The 17,079-nt window shown below is 44.4% G+C and carries 14 protein-coding genes; 9 read left to right on the forward strand and 5 right to left on the reverse strand.

Features of this window, described 5'->3' with window-relative positions:
- Positions 1-80 precede the first annotated feature (80 nt).
- The 4 genes from NSS82_RS12755 to NSS82_RS12770 are packed head-to-tail and all read left to right on the forward strand — an operon-like array spanning position 81 to position 6,035.
- Entirely contained in the window at positions 81-1,004 is a 924-nt protein-coding gene (locus NSS82_RS12755; protein ID WP_036689753.1) for an ABC transporter permease, read from the forward strand.
- 17 nt (positions 1,005-1,021) lie between these two features.
- Entirely contained in the window at positions 1,022-1,945 is a 924-nt protein-coding gene (locus NSS82_RS12760; RefSeq protein ID WP_051491641.1) for a carbohydrate ABC transporter permease, read from the forward strand.
- A gap of 45 nt (positions 1,946-1,990) precedes the next feature.
- Positions 1,991-3,595 carry an extracellular solute-binding protein gene (locus NSS82_RS12765; protein WP_076273064.1) on the forward strand — a complete coding sequence of 535 codons (1,605 nt, stop codon included), beginning with the start codon at positions 1,991-1,993 and terminating at the stop codon, positions 3,593-3,595.
- 22 nt (positions 3,596-3,617) lie between these two features.
- Positions 3,618-6,035: a glycoside hydrolase family 31 protein gene (locus NSS82_RS12770; protein WP_256718553.1), complete on the forward strand. Its 2,418-nt coding sequence runs from the start codon at positions 3,618-3,620 to the stop codon at positions 6,033-6,035.
- Positions 6,036-6,123: 88 nt separating this feature from the next.
- Here the strand turns inward: NSS82_RS12770 and NSS82_RS12775 are convergent, their stop codons facing one another.
- On the reverse strand, positions 6,124-7,467 hold the full coding sequence (locus NSS82_RS12775) for a glycoside hydrolase family 30 protein (RefSeq protein WP_076224949.1): 1,344 nt from the start codon (positions 7,465-7,467) through the stop codon (positions 6,124-6,126).
- Positions 7,468-7,600: 133 nt separating this feature from the next.
- On the opposite strand from NSS82_RS12775, the gene NSS82_RS12780 reads away from it, so the two are divergent.
- Positions 7,601-8,395 carry an AraC family transcriptional regulator gene (locus tag NSS82_RS12780; protein ID WP_036689756.1) on the forward strand — a complete coding sequence of 265 codons (795 nt, stop codon included), beginning with the start codon at positions 7,601-7,603 and terminating at the stop codon, positions 8,393-8,395.
- A 72-nt stretch (positions 8,396-8,467) separates the two neighbouring features.
- Here NSS82_RS12780 and NSS82_RS12785 read toward each other — a convergent pair whose 3' ends face one another.
- A complete protein-coding gene (locus NSS82_RS12785; RefSeq protein WP_036689758.1) occupies positions 8,468-9,436 on the reverse strand; it encodes a glycoside hydrolase family 43 protein in 969 nt (322 codons plus the stop codon).
- Between the two features lie 157 nt (positions 9,437-9,593).
- The gene (locus tag NSS82_RS12790) at positions 9,594-10,622 is read right to left on the reverse strand and encodes a glycosyltransferase family 4 protein (RefSeq protein WP_036689759.1); all 1,029 of its coding nucleotides are present in this window, start codon (positions 10,620-10,622) and stop codon (positions 9,594-9,596) included.
- Between the two features lie 209 nt (positions 10,623-10,831).
- Here NSS82_RS12790 and NSS82_RS12795 point away from each other — a divergent pair, with 209 nt between their 5' ends.
- Positions 10,832-11,119, forward strand: a complete 288-nt coding sequence (locus NSS82_RS12795) for a DinB family protein (protein ID WP_076143201.1) — start codon at positions 10,832-10,834, stop codon at positions 11,117-11,119.
- Between the two features lie 62 nt (positions 11,120-11,181).
- On the opposite strand, the gene NSS82_RS12800 is transcribed toward NSS82_RS12795, so the two are convergent.
- Together NSS82_RS12800 and NSS82_RS12805 are read right to left on the reverse strand one after the other, a co-directional pair.
- Positions 11,182-12,048, reverse strand: coding sequence for a sugar phosphate isomerase/epimerase family protein (locus NSS82_RS12800; protein WP_341109917.1), 867 nt, complete (start codon positions 12,046-12,048; stop codon positions 11,182-11,184).
- 29 nt (positions 12,049-12,077) lie between these two features.
- Positions 12,078-12,986, reverse strand: coding sequence for an alpha/beta fold hydrolase (locus tag NSS82_RS12805; RefSeq protein ID WP_076273061.1), 909 nt, complete (start codon positions 12,984-12,986; stop codon positions 12,078-12,080).
- 502 nt (positions 12,987-13,488) lie between these two features.
- Here NSS82_RS12805 and NSS82_RS12810 point away from each other — a divergent pair.
- From NSS82_RS12810 to NSS82_RS12820, 3 genes are all read left to right on the forward strand, one after another.
- Positions 13,489-13,989, forward strand: coding sequence for a GNAT family N-acetyltransferase (locus NSS82_RS12810; protein ID WP_076100758.1), 501 nt, complete (start codon positions 13,489-13,491; stop codon positions 13,987-13,989).
- A gap of 216 nt (positions 13,990-14,205) precedes the next feature.
- Positions 14,206-16,275: a bifunctional aldolase/short-chain dehydrogenase gene (locus tag NSS82_RS12815; protein ID WP_076142014.1), complete on the forward strand. Its 2,070-nt coding sequence runs from the start codon at positions 14,206-14,208 to the stop codon at positions 16,273-16,275.
- A gap of 40 nt (positions 16,276-16,315) precedes the next feature.
- Positions 16,316-17,074: a DeoR/GlpR family DNA-binding transcription regulator gene (locus NSS82_RS12820; RefSeq protein WP_076142013.1), complete on the forward strand. Its 759-nt coding sequence runs from the start codon at positions 16,316-16,318 to the stop codon at positions 17,072-17,074.
- The last annotated feature ends 5 nt before the right edge of the window (positions 17,075-17,079 follow it).

Here is a 17,079-nt window from a genome sequence, read left to right on the forward strand (position 1 = left end):
TATTCGTCTTTCGAAAAAGGTGCTGCCCTACAGGATAGCTGTGGGGTAGCATTCTCTATTTTAAATAAGGAGGGGATGTCATGAAATCTGGTCCACTTCATTTCGGGCGGAAATTCGGACAAATCAAACAAAATTGGGGTCTCTATCTATTGCTTTTTCCTGCTGTAGTTCTGACGTTATTATTCGCGTACAAGCCAATGTACGGGGTGCTGATTGCCTTCAAGGATTATAGCCCTGCGTTGGGAATAGGGGGCAGCCCATGGGCTGGATTCAAATACTTCGAGAAATTCTTTCATTCCTATCAATTTTCATCAACGATTAAAAACACATTGATCATCAGTGTGTACAGTCTGATTACCTTTCCGATTCCAATTATACTGGCGTTGATGGTTAACCAGATGAGACCTAACCGGTTTAGACGTTTTTTCCAGACGGTGTCCTATATGCCGCACTTTATCTCCACGGTAGTAATGGTGGGTTTAATGATGATTTTGTTCTCACCTAGCACCGGACTGCTGGGCAATATATATAGTCTTTTTGGAAAAGAGGCTCCTGATCTGATTGGCTCCGCTGGATTATTCAGCAGTGTATATGTTTGGTCGGATGTGTGGCAGCATGTCGGCTGGGACAGCATTATCTTTATCGCTGCGCTCTCCGCAGTTGACCCTAGCTTGTACGAGGCGGCAACCGTAGACGGAGCAAGCCGGATGCATAAAATTCGTTATATCGATATTCCGATGCTGATGCCAACCGCGATAACCTTGCTTATTTTGCGGGTCGGTGGATTGCTTGGGGTTGGTTTTGAAAAAGTGTACCTAATGCAAAATGACTTGAACATCACTTCAAGTGAAATTCTTTCTACTTATGTCTACAAAATTGGCTTGCTCAGCAGTCAATACAGCTTTTCCTCGGCGATCAACCTATTCAACACCGTTATTAATTTTATTTTATTGATCATGGTCAATCAGATATCTAAAAAACTAAGCGAAAATAGCTTGTGGTAGAAGGGAGGAGAATTGAAATGGGAGGTTTAGAGACAGTTACTAAAGGGAATGTGGGGAAAATAAAGAAGAATCGTTCTTCGGATACTATAATGGAAATAGTGATGTATGTTATATCAGCACTTTTTCTAATTATCCTGATCTATCCGCTGTATTTTATCGTCATTGCTTCGTTCAGTGATCCTTCCGCGGTGGCGGGGGGGCAGGTTTGGTTATTTCCTAAAGGGTTCACCTTCGATGGTTACAAAGAGCTGCTGCGTCATGAAAATATTTGGATCGGTTACTGGAATACCATCATGTATACGGTGGTAGGGACGGCAATCGGTTTAATTGTAAATATTTCTGCGGCCTATGCGTTGTCCAGAAAGGATCTTGTGGGACGAAAATATCTTTCCCTGTTTTTCATCTTTACGATGTTTTTTAATGGGGGGTTAATTCCGACTTTTCTAACGATCCGTGATTTCCATCTGTACGATACATTTCTGGTGATGGTACTGCCTTTCTCCGTTGGTGTGTTTAACATAATCGTTGCCCGCACCTTTTTTCAGTCGAGTATTCCGGGAGATTTATGGGAAGCTGCACAGATCGATGGTTGTGGAAATCTTCGTTATTTTCTACAGATCGTTTTACCACTGTCGAAGGCGATTATTGCCGTGCTGGGTCTATGGATCGCCGTTGGTTACTGGAATTCATATTTTAATGCCTTGATCTATCTGAAAAATCCTAATATGTATCCTTTGCAGCTGATCCTGCGAAATATTTTGATTACCAATCAGATGCAGTCGGGGATGGGAACCGGGGAAGCTGCGCAAATCGCACTACGACTCGCCAATATGATGCGGTATTCTGTTATTATCGTGGCAACGGTTCCGATCATGTGCGTGTACCCTTTTGTACAAAAATACTTTAACCAAGGGGTAATGATCGGCGCAGTGAAGGAATAGTACATTCAGCTATTCTACTAACATTCGTAAGGGAGCAAGAACGTTATGAAAAAGCAACAAAAAAACAGGATATATAGAACAATCACCGTCATTCTTTTAGTGACAACGTTGCTTGCTAGCCTTACAGCTTGTAAAGGGAACAGTGGGATTAATTCTGTTGAAACTGAACCGGGTGAATTTAACAAAGAAGGATTACCGATAGTGGATAAGCCTGTGACGCTGAAAGTACTCACTGTCCGGTGGGTCAGCATGGGAGATTCTTTTACCGAGAATCAATGGCTCAAGGATTTGGAGAAGAACACGAATGTCAAAATCGAGTGGCAGGTGATGTCCTCCAATGATTGGAGTGAACGGAAGTCTATTATGCTGGCCAGCGGCACACTTCCAGATATCATTTTAGGGAGTCAGACCTTCGGAGATGCGGATATCGTCAATAATATAAGCTTATTTCGGCCGTTAGATGACTATATTGAGCACAACATGCCTAATCTCAAAGCAGCTATGGAAGAAACACCGGAAATGAAAAAAATCAGCACCTTTCCTGACGGGAAAATCTACTCGCTGCCTGCAAGATTACCCTCACGTCCTAAAAGCTCACGTCAGCCTGTGATTAACAAAACCTGGCTGGACAAATTGGGTTTGAAGGTACCGGATACGATAGACGATCTTTATAACGTGCTAAAAGCATTCAAAGAACAAGATCCGAATGGAAACGGAAAACAGGATGAGATTCCTTTTATCGAATTAAGTAATGATCTAATCAGTCCCTTCGGAATCGCAGATTTGAATAATAACTTCATGGTGGTCAAGGACGGAAATGCGGTTTATTACCCGATTTCAGAAGAGTACAAAGAAGGGCTCAAATGGGAGAGCAAATTATTTAAAGACGGATTACTTGATAAAGAGGTATTCACTCAAGACGAAACGATGAGATCGGCAAAGTTTCTAAATCCGGATGCCCCAATCGTAGGCTTCTCTTATCAGTGGACGCCAGACGCTATGTTTGGCAAATGGAGTGATCAATATGTGACCATTCCGCCAATTGCTGGACCAGACGGGAAGCGCTACACCGTTGGGAACCCGTATGGGATGAATCTGGAACGCAACGAGCTGTTGATCACCACATCCTGCAAGTATCCAGAAATTGCTGCACGCTGGGCGGATCAGTTCTATACCAATGAAGCCAGCATTCAGAATTTCTGGGGTGCCATTGGAACGGTGATTAAGAAAAATGACAACGGTACGTATACATTGATGGACCCTCCAACCGGCACCAGTGCGGATGCTTGGTATTGGGAACAGTCACTCCGGGATTTCGGGCCGAAATATGTGAGCCCAGCTTTTGAAAAGACCATCTTTCTAAATCCTAAAACCGGAGATGGACTGAAGCTACAACTCGATAAGCTGGGAAGTGACTACACAACACCACCTTTCCCTAACGTAATGTACACTGCAGAAGAGTTTCAGGAGCTGCCGACCTTGACCACCGATATTGACAGTTACGTCAATACAATGCGTGCTCAATTTATAATCTCAGGTGATATTGACGAGCAGTGGGATGATTATGTGAAGCAGCTGCGGGGGATGGGCCTCGAAAAGATGGTGAAAATTCGGACAGATGCTTTCAGCCGTTATATGGGTGTTGAATAAAAAGAAATGAGGTTTTTACTTGATGGGAAATACGATGAAAGAGCCAACCCCTTTGGCGACCCAATTAAAGCTGCGTTCTGAACCAGGCAGTAATGCTGATGCGATTATTCAGGGGGAGTGCTATCGGTTCACTGTCTTAACTCCGGAGCTTATCCGGATGGAATATAGTGAGGAAGGTTATTTCGAAGATCGGGCGTCACAGACCGTTGTGAATCGCAATTTTCCGGTTCCAGAGTTCCGCGTAATTGATCTGGGGAATAAACTTGAGTTGATTACGAAGCGCCTGCATTTAACTTATGACAAACAGCCTTTCTCCCGGCATGGTCTCAGTATTCGGGTGAGAAACGAAGCGGGTCATTTAATGAGTGTCTGGAATTATGGAGATACAGTCCAAGATTTGGGAGGGACAGCACGTACACTGGATAATGCAGATGGCGCCATTCCGCTGGAGCACGGACTGCTTTCACGTGCGGGGTATACGTTAGTTGATGATAGCACCTCCCTAGTACTGGAAGAGGATGGACGGGTAGAGCTACGGGCAATGGCTGGCCTCGATGTTTATTTTTTTGGATACGGTCATGATTATTTGCACTGCTTGAAGGATTTCTATCACCTTTGCGGTCGTACGCCCCTATTGCCACGTTATGCCCTTGGCAACTGGTGGAGCCGTTATTACCGATATTCAGAAGAAGAATACAAAGCGCTAATAGAGCGGTTTGAGCTCGAGCGAATTCCGTTTTCCGTCGCTGTTATAGATATGGATTGGCATCTCGTCGATATTGATCCGCAGTACGGCAGTGGTTGGACGGGTTATACCTGGAACCGGGAACTGTTTCCGGAGCCTCAAAGATTTTTGGCATGGCTGCATGAAAAAGGACTTCGAGTAACGCTCAACGTACATCCAGCAGACGGTGTACGAGCGTTTGAAGATCCTTATCTGGCCATTGCTGCGGAGATGGGTATGGACCCGGAAAAGGGTGATGCTGTAGAATTTGATATTACGGATCCGAATTTTTTGCGAGCATACTTTAAGTTTCTGCATCATCCGCTAGAGAATGAAGGTGTGGACTTCTGGTGGATTGATTGGCAGCAGGGTGGAGTGACTAAAGTACCGGGACTAGATCCGCTTTGGATGCTGAACCATTATCACTATCTGGATAGCGGCCGGCGAGGCAACCGGCAGATTACTTTTTCCCGTTATGCAGGTCTTGGCAGCCATCGTTATCCTGTGGGCTTCTCTGGAGATACCATTGTCACTTGGGAGTCGCTGGATTTCCAGCCATACTTCACAGCCAACGCCGCTAACGTGGGATATGGTTGGTGGAGCCATGATATCGGGGGCCATATGAATGGTTATTTAGACGATGAGTTGGCAATGCGCTGGGTGCAATTCGGTGTGTTTTCGCCTATTCTGCGGTTACATAGTTCTGCTAGTGCCTTTAACAGCAAGGAGCCATGGCGATTCAATAAGATTGCGGAAGATGTGATAAAGGATTGCCTGCGCTTGCGGCATAGTTTACTTCCCTATCTGTACACCATGAATCGCTACGCCAGCCGCGATAGTCTTCCGCTAATCCGACCGATGTATTATCATCATGCGTTGTCGAATGAAGCCTATGAAGTGCCCAATGAATATTATTTCGGAACGGAACTTATTGCCTGTCCGATTACACAGCCGGTCAACCCAAAGGTAGGCGTTGCCGAATTTAAGGCTTGGTTACCAGAAGGGGTTTGGATAGATTTTTTTAACGGAAGAGTGTACGACGGTGGCAGAAAGCTTTCTCTCTATCGCAATCTTGAGAATATCCCTGTATTAGCTAAAGCGGGTGCTATTGTTCCCATGGCAGATCTGAGGCAATATACGTCTTCAGTGGATAATCCGAGGCATATGGAGGTCCGTGTGTTTGCGGGAGGAAGGGGTCATTTTCATCTCTGGGAGGATGAGGGGGATACTGCGGAGGATCAGGATGATCAATGGTGCGATACAGAAATGATCCTGGAAATGGGGGATAAAGCCAGCTTCAAGATTCTCTCTGCTCAGGGAAATACAAAGGTTGTGCCTGAGCGGCGATCATGGAAGTTGTCCTTTGTCGGTTTTGCTGATACGAAGGTACAGGTATTCGCTGGCGGCACAGAAATCGAAGCAAACATAGACTATGATGAGGCAACACATACGCTTACGATCATGATCTCGGATCAAGCGGTAGAGCATTCCTTGGAGGTAACGTTCACAGATGCCCGGATTGCGGTGAATTCTGTAGATGATGAGGTGTTCAGCCTTCTGAACCGTGCGCAAATTCTTTTCCAATTGAAAGAACAAATTTACCATGTAGTCAAAGCAGCAGTAACGCCGATGGCGGCCCTGGCTTCTCTTGCCTCGTTGGATCTTGAACATACACTGTATGGAGCGTTATGCGAAATACTATCAGCAAGGCTTTAAGCACTATTTCTTTTAATTTAATAAAAAAGGAGGTTCTCTCTGTGCGCTGGCATAAAGAGAACCTCTTTTTATTAGAAATGAACAGCTGCTACTTAATTAGCAGGGTTTGAATGGCATGAGCCGGAATCATGTTCTCAGCCAGTTCGTCATGGAAGCGCAAGGTGAATGGAAGCTCTTGCTCTGTGCGGTTCATAACGATAACAGCAATAGTGCCATCAGGGTTGCGGAAAGCTGTTGTTTCAAGCTTATCTGTATATTTAGAGAAACCAATACGTTTAGCACCCGGACGAATATATTTACTGAAGTGCCCGATGTAATAGAAAGAGCTCTCAAAAGTAATTTCATCGTTTTTGGTATCTCCGATAATTGGAGCGTCGCAGTAATTTCCTACATGGTTAGGTCCACCTTGCTCATCCAAGACAATGTTCCAGTCTGTCCAGCTCGACATCCAGTTGTTCAGATTGCCGATGATATCATGTCCGTAACGTTCACCGGTGTTCCATGAGCCGAGATGAACGCCACCTTCTTGGCAGCCTTCGCTGAAGAACAGCTTTTTATCTGGGAAACGATCATGAACGGCAGAGAGGGCTTCGAAGTGATCACCGGAATACCAGTGGAAGCAGATTCCCCATATGTATTTGGATGCAACTTGATCTTCAAAAGCAACCTTAGCACGGTCATACACCCGTTCTTTATTATGATCCCAGATCATAACCTTTACATGGCCCAAGCCCGCTTGTTCCAGAGCAGGTCCCAAGTAGTCACGCACAAAATCCTTTTCTTCTTCGGCGGTATACAGGCAGGAATCCCATCTTTGTACAGCTTTGGCTTCATTCTGAACACTGACAGCCCAGATATCAATCCCTTCTGCAGCGTACGCCTCAATATATTTAACGAACATGTTAGCCCAAGCCTCACGATATTCAGGCTTAAGAGCTCCGCCTCCGTTCATTTGCCCGTTAGTCTTCATGAACGCTGGAGGACTCCATGGGGAAGAGAACAGACGGAAATCTTCACCTACTGCTGCGGCAGCATTTTTTATGAGGGGGATAACCGACTCGTGATCTCTGGAAATATCGAACGAACGTAGCTCCGCATCGCCTTCCTCTACATAAGCATAGTTGCCCAGTGAGAAGTCGCAGCTTTGGATATGTGAGCGGCAAAGGGTATATCCAATGCCGTGCTCAGGATGAAAATAAGCGTCGATGATTTCTTTTTGTTTAGCTGCACTAAGTTTAGAGATAGTAACGGCAGAGGACTCCGTAAGAGCTCCACCAAAGCCTTCAATTTCTTGATACTCCAGATCATCATAGATATTGATTAGCTCTGATTCGACTCCTGACGTATCGGGAAGGAAAATCAGAGGGTCCTTTTCTGTTAAACGATCCGTGGTTTCTTTAGCGGTTTGAATGACGCGAATAGTTTTACTCATAATGGTTGATAACCTCCTACATATGAATTCTGTCTTTATTATAGAAGGAGATTCACTGCACTTTGAAGAAACTATATGGCTAAGAACCTCAACAATCTGGTCATCGACTACTATAGAATGAGGAGCATATGCGATGGAAACAAACAGCGTTCAAATTAGTCTGTGTGGATTTATCCGCCATACTCAGCCTTTTCGGCAACTATATCGCAGTGGGTTGGATACCTATATCATCAGGCTGCAAGCAGAAGGGGAATGTGAAGTCCTCATCGATGGAGAAATGACTGCCGTAGTGCCGGGGGATCTATTGTTATTTAAGCCCTACGATATATATGATCTGAGAATCGGTGAAAAGAAAAGTCCTTTGGGACATAGTGTGGACTATTTTGTAATGTGTACAGGGGAATGGGTGGACCACTGGTGGAACCTGCGTGAGCGACCCAAAAAGGTTAGAATTGCGGATGATGGTAAGCTGCAAAGTATATGGCAACAGCTTGATCTGGAGAATAGAAGACTAGACGGGGGTAGCCCTGAAATACTTGAAGCACTATTTAAAGCTTTATGTTTGTTGTTAGATCGGGCTATGGAAGAGGCACCTGCATCATCTTCGGCTTCGCTTCTACACGGACTTAAAATGAAGAGTTATGTGGAGGAGCATGCTACTTCAGAGATCAGACTAAAGGACGTAGCTGCTCATGCTGGAATTAGTGTGACAAGGGCCGTACATTTATTCAAGATCCAATTCGGTTATTCTATTATGCAATATGCGGGGCAAATCCGGCTTGCGATGGCACTGAGATTAATGGACAATACCAATTACACCTTAGAGCGTATAGCAGAGGAGACGGGGTTTGGAAGTTACACCTATTTTCACAGGGTGTTTCGGGAGCGTTATGGTGTCTCGCCAGGTATCTATCGAAAGAGAGAGTAGAAGGTTTATCAGTAAAAAGAAGCTGCCCCATAAATCACAGAGTAGGACTTCGGGGCAACTCTCGATTAGACGTTAATTATAGTAAGGCCAGCCAGCAGAATCCCATTCGAGATCACTGATTAACAATTTGGGTGCGCCATTCTCAGCGACACTGTAAGCATGGCGGACGATAACGTTGGTTCCGTATATATCCTGTCCACCAGGACCCGCCCAAAAACTGTTGCCGCTATCGATGACCGTAGCCCCGCCATTTTTCATATCGGTACCGTCCTTCGCATAGAAAGGCCCCAGTACGCTGGTTGAGCGTCCCACTGCAATTTTATAGGTGCTGTTTACGCCTGAGCAGCATTGGCCAATGGATACGAATAGATAATAATATCCGGTGTTTGGATTGTAAACCATGCTGGAGCCTTCAATCCCCCCGGATTTAGTCGCAATGCGATACGAGTTGCCCGTTGGCTTCATGGTTGTTTTGTTGATGGAGGTAATGTAAATCCCGTTGCTCCAGGAACCGAAGGTCATCCATAGGTTTCCGTTAGCATCTGCCGTAATGTTAGGATCAATGGCGTTATAATTGGAGGCGTCATTAGACGAGATAACGACACCTTGGTCCGTCCATTTTCCCCCGGAGATCGATTTAGTAGTTACTAAACCAATAGCAGACACTCTTGAGCCGAATGTGGAGATAGAATAATAGAGGTAATAGGTACCGTTATAGTAGAAAATTTCTGGGGCCCATACATCTAGCCCTTCTTGATTGGGAACGTAAGAGCTCCACCAGGAGGGTTTCGAGGTATAAATCGGGAGGGAGCGAATATAGTTAGTTCCATCGTTTGAAAACATCACTTGGAGACCTGATCCCGTGCTGAATACCCAATGTGTGTTCCCCTCTTTGATATATGAAGGGTCGTGTACGTTGGTATCTCCAGTCAGATTCCAGGTTGCTGCATAAGCTTGCGATCCTCCTGAGAAAACAGTTGTAAAAAGCATTAAAAAAGACAACAATAACAACCGATAACCTTGCCTACCTTTTTTCGCCATATTCCTTCTCCTTTTAGTTTAGATTTCCCTAAAGTGTTTCATTATTTTGCGATTGATAACGCTTACATAATATCTTGTATTATTTCTCTAGTCAATGATTCTTTTGGATCAATAAAAAAGCAAATCTCAGCCATCGGAGACTTGCTTTTTTATATTTTTATAATAAATCTGTGATCGCTTGTTCAAATAATCTGACACTATTTTCCCAAGTCCATTTGCGCGAATATCTTTCCCCCTGCTCCGCTAATTTAGTTCTTAAGTTGGGATCACGTATTAAGCGGATGACATCTTCACCGAGCCGGTTCTCATATCGATAAGAGAGCAAACAGTTTTTCTTGTGATGGGCGTATTCCATATTCCCACCCGAATATACACAGACTAACGCTGCTCCACAACGCATGGCCTCAAGTCCCGGTAAAGAACCTGTATCAAAAATACTTGAGCTAACAAAAATATCCGCACCGTTATAGTGATAGCAGAGCTCCTCATCATTTGCTGGCGTAAAGAACCGATATTTGCCAGTAGCTTTCATTCTTTGGAGAATTTCTGAGGTGTTGAACTCGTCAGGCGGACTGATGAAGTTAATATTTACATCGGGATATTGGCTTTTTACGTAATCCAGCTGTTCTATAAGGTAATCTTGCTCGCGGTGCCAGGAGAAACCGCGTTCTGTTTTTCTTAATATAGCTGTTATGTTTAAAGGCTCTTGAAGACTGTGACGGATATTCATATTTTTAAAAGAGGAGCTAATGCCAATGGGCACGATACTGCCGGTGATGCCATGATTTAAAAAGATCAGCTCCTGCTGCCAACGTGATAAAACGATTAGATGCTCAGTGATGTGATAGGAGGGGAAGGAGCGTCCGTTATCCGGTAAAAAAGGAGGCTCATAACATAAAGATAAACGTACATGAACCCCTTTTCCTTGTTTGCTTGCTGCTTGGGCGATGGGGACAGTTGTATAATAATTAGAAACAATGACGTCTCCGGGAGGAAAGTCATGCTCGTGAATATTCATATGTGAGGAGCGGATTACGTTTGCGCGCACATCATAAGAAATAGCGCCATCCACAGGCAAGAGGAGGTTGACCTGATGGCCCAAATCTGTCAGCCCATTGGTGAGCTCTACCAGCATACGTTGTGCTCCGCCATGAGATAAGGTCAGAATAGGGAATGTGAATCTCATTGATAATCCCGTCCCTTCCAAGTTAGAGCTGTAATAGTGAAACAATATGATTCAATCGTTATGTTTCTTATTTTATTCAGCTCCTATAGAAAAGTACCATTTAACAAGTTTACAAACAAAAGTAGAAGGAAGAGGGATTAGTATGAGTGAAATCATTATCGAATGTATGAGAAGGCTCGATCAATCCTTGGGGTATGTGGAGCAAATTTTTGACTAGAGGCGGTTATTCATCACAGGAATTATTGCAGTATATGCTGAAGGTCAGGGAAGAAAGCCGTGCGGTGGTGGGCAATTTGACGAAGGCTGATCTAGAACGGGAGGTCACCATTAGTTTCCCTGAGGGGGCTGGAATGGAGAATTATACTTGGAGTATTCAAAAGATTATGATCGGAGCGGTAGAACATTATTCCTATCATACAGGTCAAATCGTATATGCCTCCAAATTGCTGCAGAAAGAGGATGATCATCTGCTCAATAACTGGAAACACTATTTTTGAGCATAGATAAAGCTGGGATAGATGCGCAGCTGCTGCTAACACCTATCCTCAGAAGTGGGTTTTTATTGTGTTATAGGAGCAAGCTTCTTCAGTAAAGCAACGGTATCATTAACCTCCAGATCCTTGATATCTTCTAATGACACATCGATCATTGGCTTATATTCTTGGAGTTTGCGCAGGAAAGCTTCGGTATGGAATAATCCGCTGCCTGCTTTTCCGTGGTATGCTTTTTCACCATCTTGATAGATATCTTTTAAATGCGCCAGAATGATACGGTCGCCGAATAATCTGAAGGAATCATCGACAATTTGATCCTGCAAATGCGCAGCCGTGCCAATAAAATTACAAGGGTCCAATACAACACCTATACAGCTTGATGGGACTTCATCTAAGATGCGGCGCATCTTGTCTGGTGTAGAAAGTGTATGTGTGCAGACCCCCTCTAGTCCTAGAAAAACGCCCCATTTTTCAGCTTCCTCTGCAAGTTCTTCTATAGTTGCCCTTAACGTATCCCAGCCGATAGCTTCGTAATGGACCGGATCTTGTGCTTGAAAAGTAGTCAGCGCACCGGTCTCTGTTGCCACCATAGGTGCGCCGAATTGGCGGGCATAACGAAGATGCTCTTTAAAACGATTGATCTCAGCTCTCCGGATGACAGGATCCGGATGAACAGGGTTGATGTAACAGCCCAAAACACCGATACGTATTCCTGCTTTATCAAATTGTTCGCCAATATAGCTGGCAAGACCTGGACTTAGTTTACCGGTAGAAGTGTCGATGTCCTGAATGGCTTTGGATAATGCAAGCTGAACAAAATCGATATCATAATTTTGAAGGGTTGCAGTTAACGACTTGAGCGACAGGCAGCCAAATGTGTGGGCTAGAGTTCCGTATCTGATGGGTAACCTCTCCTTTAATAGAGTAAGTATGAGTAATAACCTTCATAATAGTAACGCTTTCATAAGGATGCAAGTGATGTATCATTATCGCCGGTCAGGAAATTGATGATTTCAGTGTTGACTCTATCCGGTTGCTCATGATTAATGCCGTGTCCCGCACGGGGGATGACTTGGTAATGAAACTTTCCGTCCTCTAAAATATCTATGAAATCCTTTGATTGTTTTAATGCGTGTTCTCCTACTAAAAAATAGAGCTTATCTCTGACGGCAACTGCGGCGTTTCTATCGTATTTTTGAAGCTTATGAACAAACATAGCTTGTTGATTATGAGTGCGCATTAAAAGGATTAGATGAGCAGCTACTTCTGGGTGATTGTCAAATAAAGGGGAGTCAGGCGCACTTAACTTCTTCAGCACTTTCAGTAAATTGCGATCCGTGGGAACCAGAATCTCTGGGAACATCATCATTAGCGTTTGCAGCATGGCTTTGATTGGTGTGGTGACCATTCCGCCTTCCAAACAAATCACACGGTTCACTTTGTCCGGTTGCTTGGTCGCATAATTAAAAGCAATATAGGCGCCATTTGACACCCCTGCAATATTAAAGACGTCTATGCTCAGATGTTTGGCTATTTCATTAATCCATTCCACCTGCTCAAACTTTTGTTTATTAAAGTACGCATTAGGAATGCTTTTTCCGGGTCCGCCCAGAGTATCAATAGCGATGCAGTAAAAATGCCGCGATAATTCCTCGATGTTAAGGAGCCACATGACCGCCGAGTTATCACCAACGCCATGAAATAGAAATAAGGGGGGATTACTCTTTTGCCCGGTAAGGATACAATGCGTCAGCCCATATGTGGTTGGGAGATCGAGTTCTTCAAGAGGAACAGGCCACTGATCAACTAGCTGTTGGTAGGACTGCCACACTTGTTCTTGCGCCTTGGCATTCTTAAAGCTATTCACCATCACAAACCTCCTTAGTGAAAAATACAACATCTGTATCTTATTCCAATAAGTATACTACGAGAGTGCGGAAGGAGGGGCGAGAAATAGAAACATTCCTGTGAAAAGTGGGGGAGCAGAAGGTGATTAGAGGGTGAGTAGATGGTGATTAGATTAGATAGATTAGATAGATTAGATAGATTAGATTAGATAGATTAGTTTAGATACCTGTTGCTTGATCACCTAGTAGTCACAAGGAGCCAGATAAGTGTATTTCATACAACTAAATTGCTACTTTACTCTCACTTCGGTGATATAGATGTACTTTGTACAACTATATCTCTCGTAATTAGCTGATTTAGCTAAATTGGGCGAATTTAATTGCACAAAGTACACTTAATACATTAGGCGTGAGCATTGAAGTACATTTTAGTTGTAGATTGTGCAATTAAATAATGCATGCCGGTCTTTTTTGCGGTAAATTTTTGATAGGGAAGTTATTAATAACGTTCTAGGGGGGATTATTATGCTTGTTGAGCTAAAGGAAGCTAGCATTTCAGATGGACGCGATATTTTTGAGATGATTGTGGAGATAGGTCCGGGGGAAAATGGATTCGTCAACAATGGATTTGATCTGGCTTTCAGTCAATTTCCTGATTTCATCCGGGAGAGGATAGCACTTTCACAAGGTGATAATCTTCCACCACAGTATGTAGCACAGACCAACTACTGGCTACTGATTGACTCCTATCCCGTTGGTGTCGGAAAATTAAGACATTCCTTAAATGATCAATTGAGGAAGTCAGGTGGACACATTGGCTATAGTATCAGACCCAGTGAGAGAGGAAGAGGTTATGGTACGATTTTTTTGGCAGAGCTGTTAAAAAAAGCTGCGGACATGGGGATTGATAAGGTCATGCTGACTTGTGAGCCGGACAATATATCTTCGAGAAAGGTTATTGAAGCGAACAAAGGAAAACTACATGGCATTAAGGATGAAAAATGTAACTACTGGATCACCCTTTAAGCTGGTTTGAAAAATAGTGGAGGAGTTGCCAAGAGGCAGCTCTTTTTTGTTATTCACGAGGTTATTGTAGTTCATCCAATGTAGATTCGTCTAAAATGTGAAAATAATTTAAAATTTTGTTGAAAGCGCTCTATTCAAACACAAACAAATAGTTTAAAATCAAAACAAACAAAAATAAACAAAAAAACAAACATTCAAAAACGGAGGTATTCACAAATGGTACAAAACTTATGGGATTCATCTCGGGAAAAGAAATTAAACGGGGGATTGGATGCATTAGTGTTCCGCTCTAATCTGCTGGGCGAAGATCGCAGAGTCTGTAACTTTGGCGGAGGGAATACCTCCAGCAAAACGATAGAATTGGATTTTCGCGGGCGCGAGGTAGAAGTAATGTGGGTGAAGGGCAGCGGCTCTGACCTCGCTACGATGAAAGCAGGCAATTTTACCGGACTAAGGCTTCAGGATATTGCCCCGTTATTTGAACGTGATGAAATGCCAGATGAAGAGATGGTAGCTTATCTCGCAAATTGTATGATTGACCCTAAACATCCGCGTGCTTCCATCGAGACGTTGCTGCATGCGTTTTTACCTTTCAAACATGTGGATCATACGCATCCAGATGCCATTATCAGCTTATGCTGTGCGCATAACGGTAAGGAAATTGCCCGTGAGATTTATGGGGATCGTTTCGTATGGGTGCCTTACATCCGTCCAGGCTTCACTTTATCCAAAATGATTGCCGAAGGTGTGCTCGCAAACCCGAAAGCTGAATTAGTGCTGATGGAGAAACACGGTCTCGTGACTTGGGGGGATACACCTGAATCTTGTTATGACAAAACAATCTCCATAATTAACGAAGCGGAAAGTTATATTGAAGAAAGAATTGAAGATCAGAACCTATTTGGCGGCCGCAAATCAGAAGCACTTCCAGAAGCAGAGCGACGGGCTGTAGCGGCCGCAGTGATGCCACTGATCAGAGGCGCAGTTAGCGATGAGCGTAAAATGATTTTGACCTTCGATGATGCGGAGGATGTGCTGCGTTTCGTAGGAGGGGCTGACTCGGAGAAGTTATCTGATGTAGGCGCAGCTTGTCCGGATCATTTGGTACATACCAAAATGAAGCCGCTTTTTGTTGCGTGGGAGCCAAACACCAATGATATCGATGGCTTGAAGGCGAAGCTGAGCGAAGCGATTAGCGCTTATAAGGAGCAGTACAAAGCATACTTCGACCGTAATAAACATGAGGGCGATGTAATGTTCGAGGCTGCGCCACGTGTGATCCTGATTCCTGGCGTGGGCATGATCAACACAGGTAAAAGCTGGAGCAATTCTAAGATCAGCGGAGCCTTGTATCACCGGGCGATTGCTGTTATGCGCGGAGCTACTGCACTGGGAGATTTCGTCTCTCTTAGTGAGAATGAATCGTACAATGTGGAATATTGGCCCTTGGAATTATATAAATTATCACTGGCTCCGGCAGAAGCGGAGTTCTCCCGTCAAGTTGCCTTTATTACAGGTGGTGCCGGGGGAATTGGGAGTGAGACGGCTCGTCGTTTAGTATCAGAAGGAGCGCATGTTGTATTGGCAGACCTCAATCTGGAGGGTGCACAAAAAGTAGCGGAAGAGATTAACGCTAAGTATGGTGAAAATCGTGCATTCGCCGTTAAAATGGACGTAACTCAGGAAGAGCAGGTAACTGCAGCATATGCGGAGACAGCACTTTTTTATGGCGGGGTCGACATTATCGTTAATAATGCTGGGCTTGCAACCTCCAGTCCGTTTGATGAGACTTCATTAAAAGAGTGGAACTTGAATATTTCTGTACTGGGCACAGGATATTTCCTCGTTGCACGCGAAGCTTTTAAAGTGATGAAGGAGCAAAAAATCGGTGGCAGCATGGTGTTCATCGGCTCCAAAAATTCTATTTTTGCAGGAAAAAGCGTTTCGGCTTACAGTTCTGCCAAGGCGCTCGAAGCCCATCTGGCCCGCTGTATAGCAGCTGAAGGCGGAGAGTTTGGCATCCGTGCCAATACGATTCTGCCCGATGCAATTTTACAGGGATCAGCCATCTGGAATTCGAACTGGCGTAATGAACGGGCGGCTGCTTACGGGATTGAGCCGGATCAATTAGAGGAGCATTACCGTAAACGCACGACGCTGCTAGTTAATATTTATCCGCGTGATATTGCCGAAGGCGTTGCTTTTTTTGCTTCTTCCAAGTCAGAGAAAACTACGGGTTGTATGCTGACAATCGACGGTGGAGTGCCAGCAGCTTTTACTAGATAAGAGGTAGCTTGAATATAGATAGGGATAACGGAGGGAAATCATGCTGATTGCAGACAGATATGAACGAATCGTAGAACTAGTGAATGAACGCGGCAGTATCCGTGTCTCAGAATTGAGTACATTATGCCAAGTGACGGAAGAAACCATTCGCCGCGATCTGGATCGATTGGAAAAAGCGGGGCGGTTGCTGCGTTCGCATGGCGGAGCAGTTAGCCTGCGTGACCGGCAACCGGAGACCCCTTATGCCGAACGAGAAATCATGAATGCAGCGGAGAAACAGCGGATTGCCCGCGAGGCGGTAATGATGATTAAGCCGGGCGATCGAATTCTGCTGGATGCCAGTACAACGGCTTGGTATATGGCTTCGCATTTGCCGGATATGCCGCTTACTGTGTTGACCAATTCTACTAGAGTGGCAGCAGAGTTAAGCGGGAAGGAGCGGATCGAGGTCTTTTCTACAGGCGGACAGCTGAGCCGCAGATCAATGTCCTATGTTGGTCATTTAGCAGAACGTTCGCTTGAATTGTATCACGTGGATAAGATGTTTTTTTCCTGCAAAGGATTTCATCTCGAACGTGGCGCTAGTGAATCAAATGAGCTGCAAGCTATGGTGAAACGAAAGATGATTTCTATAGCGGAGCAAGTGATCTTATTATGTGATTCCAGTAAATTTGGAATACAAGCGTTCACACATTTTGCGGCTCCTAGTGATGTGGATGTCCTAATAACGGATTACAACCCTGTTGGAGAACAAATGAAGCAGTTGCAGAAGCTGAACATCGCAATAACGACGGTGTAGTAAAT

Origin of the sequence: Paenibacillus sp. FSL H7-0735 (assembly GCF_038008505.1) — a bacterium.
GTDB classification, from domain to species: domain Bacteria; phylum Bacillota; class Bacilli; order Paenibacillales; family Paenibacillaceae; genus Paenibacillus_AQ; species Paenibacillus_AQ odorifer.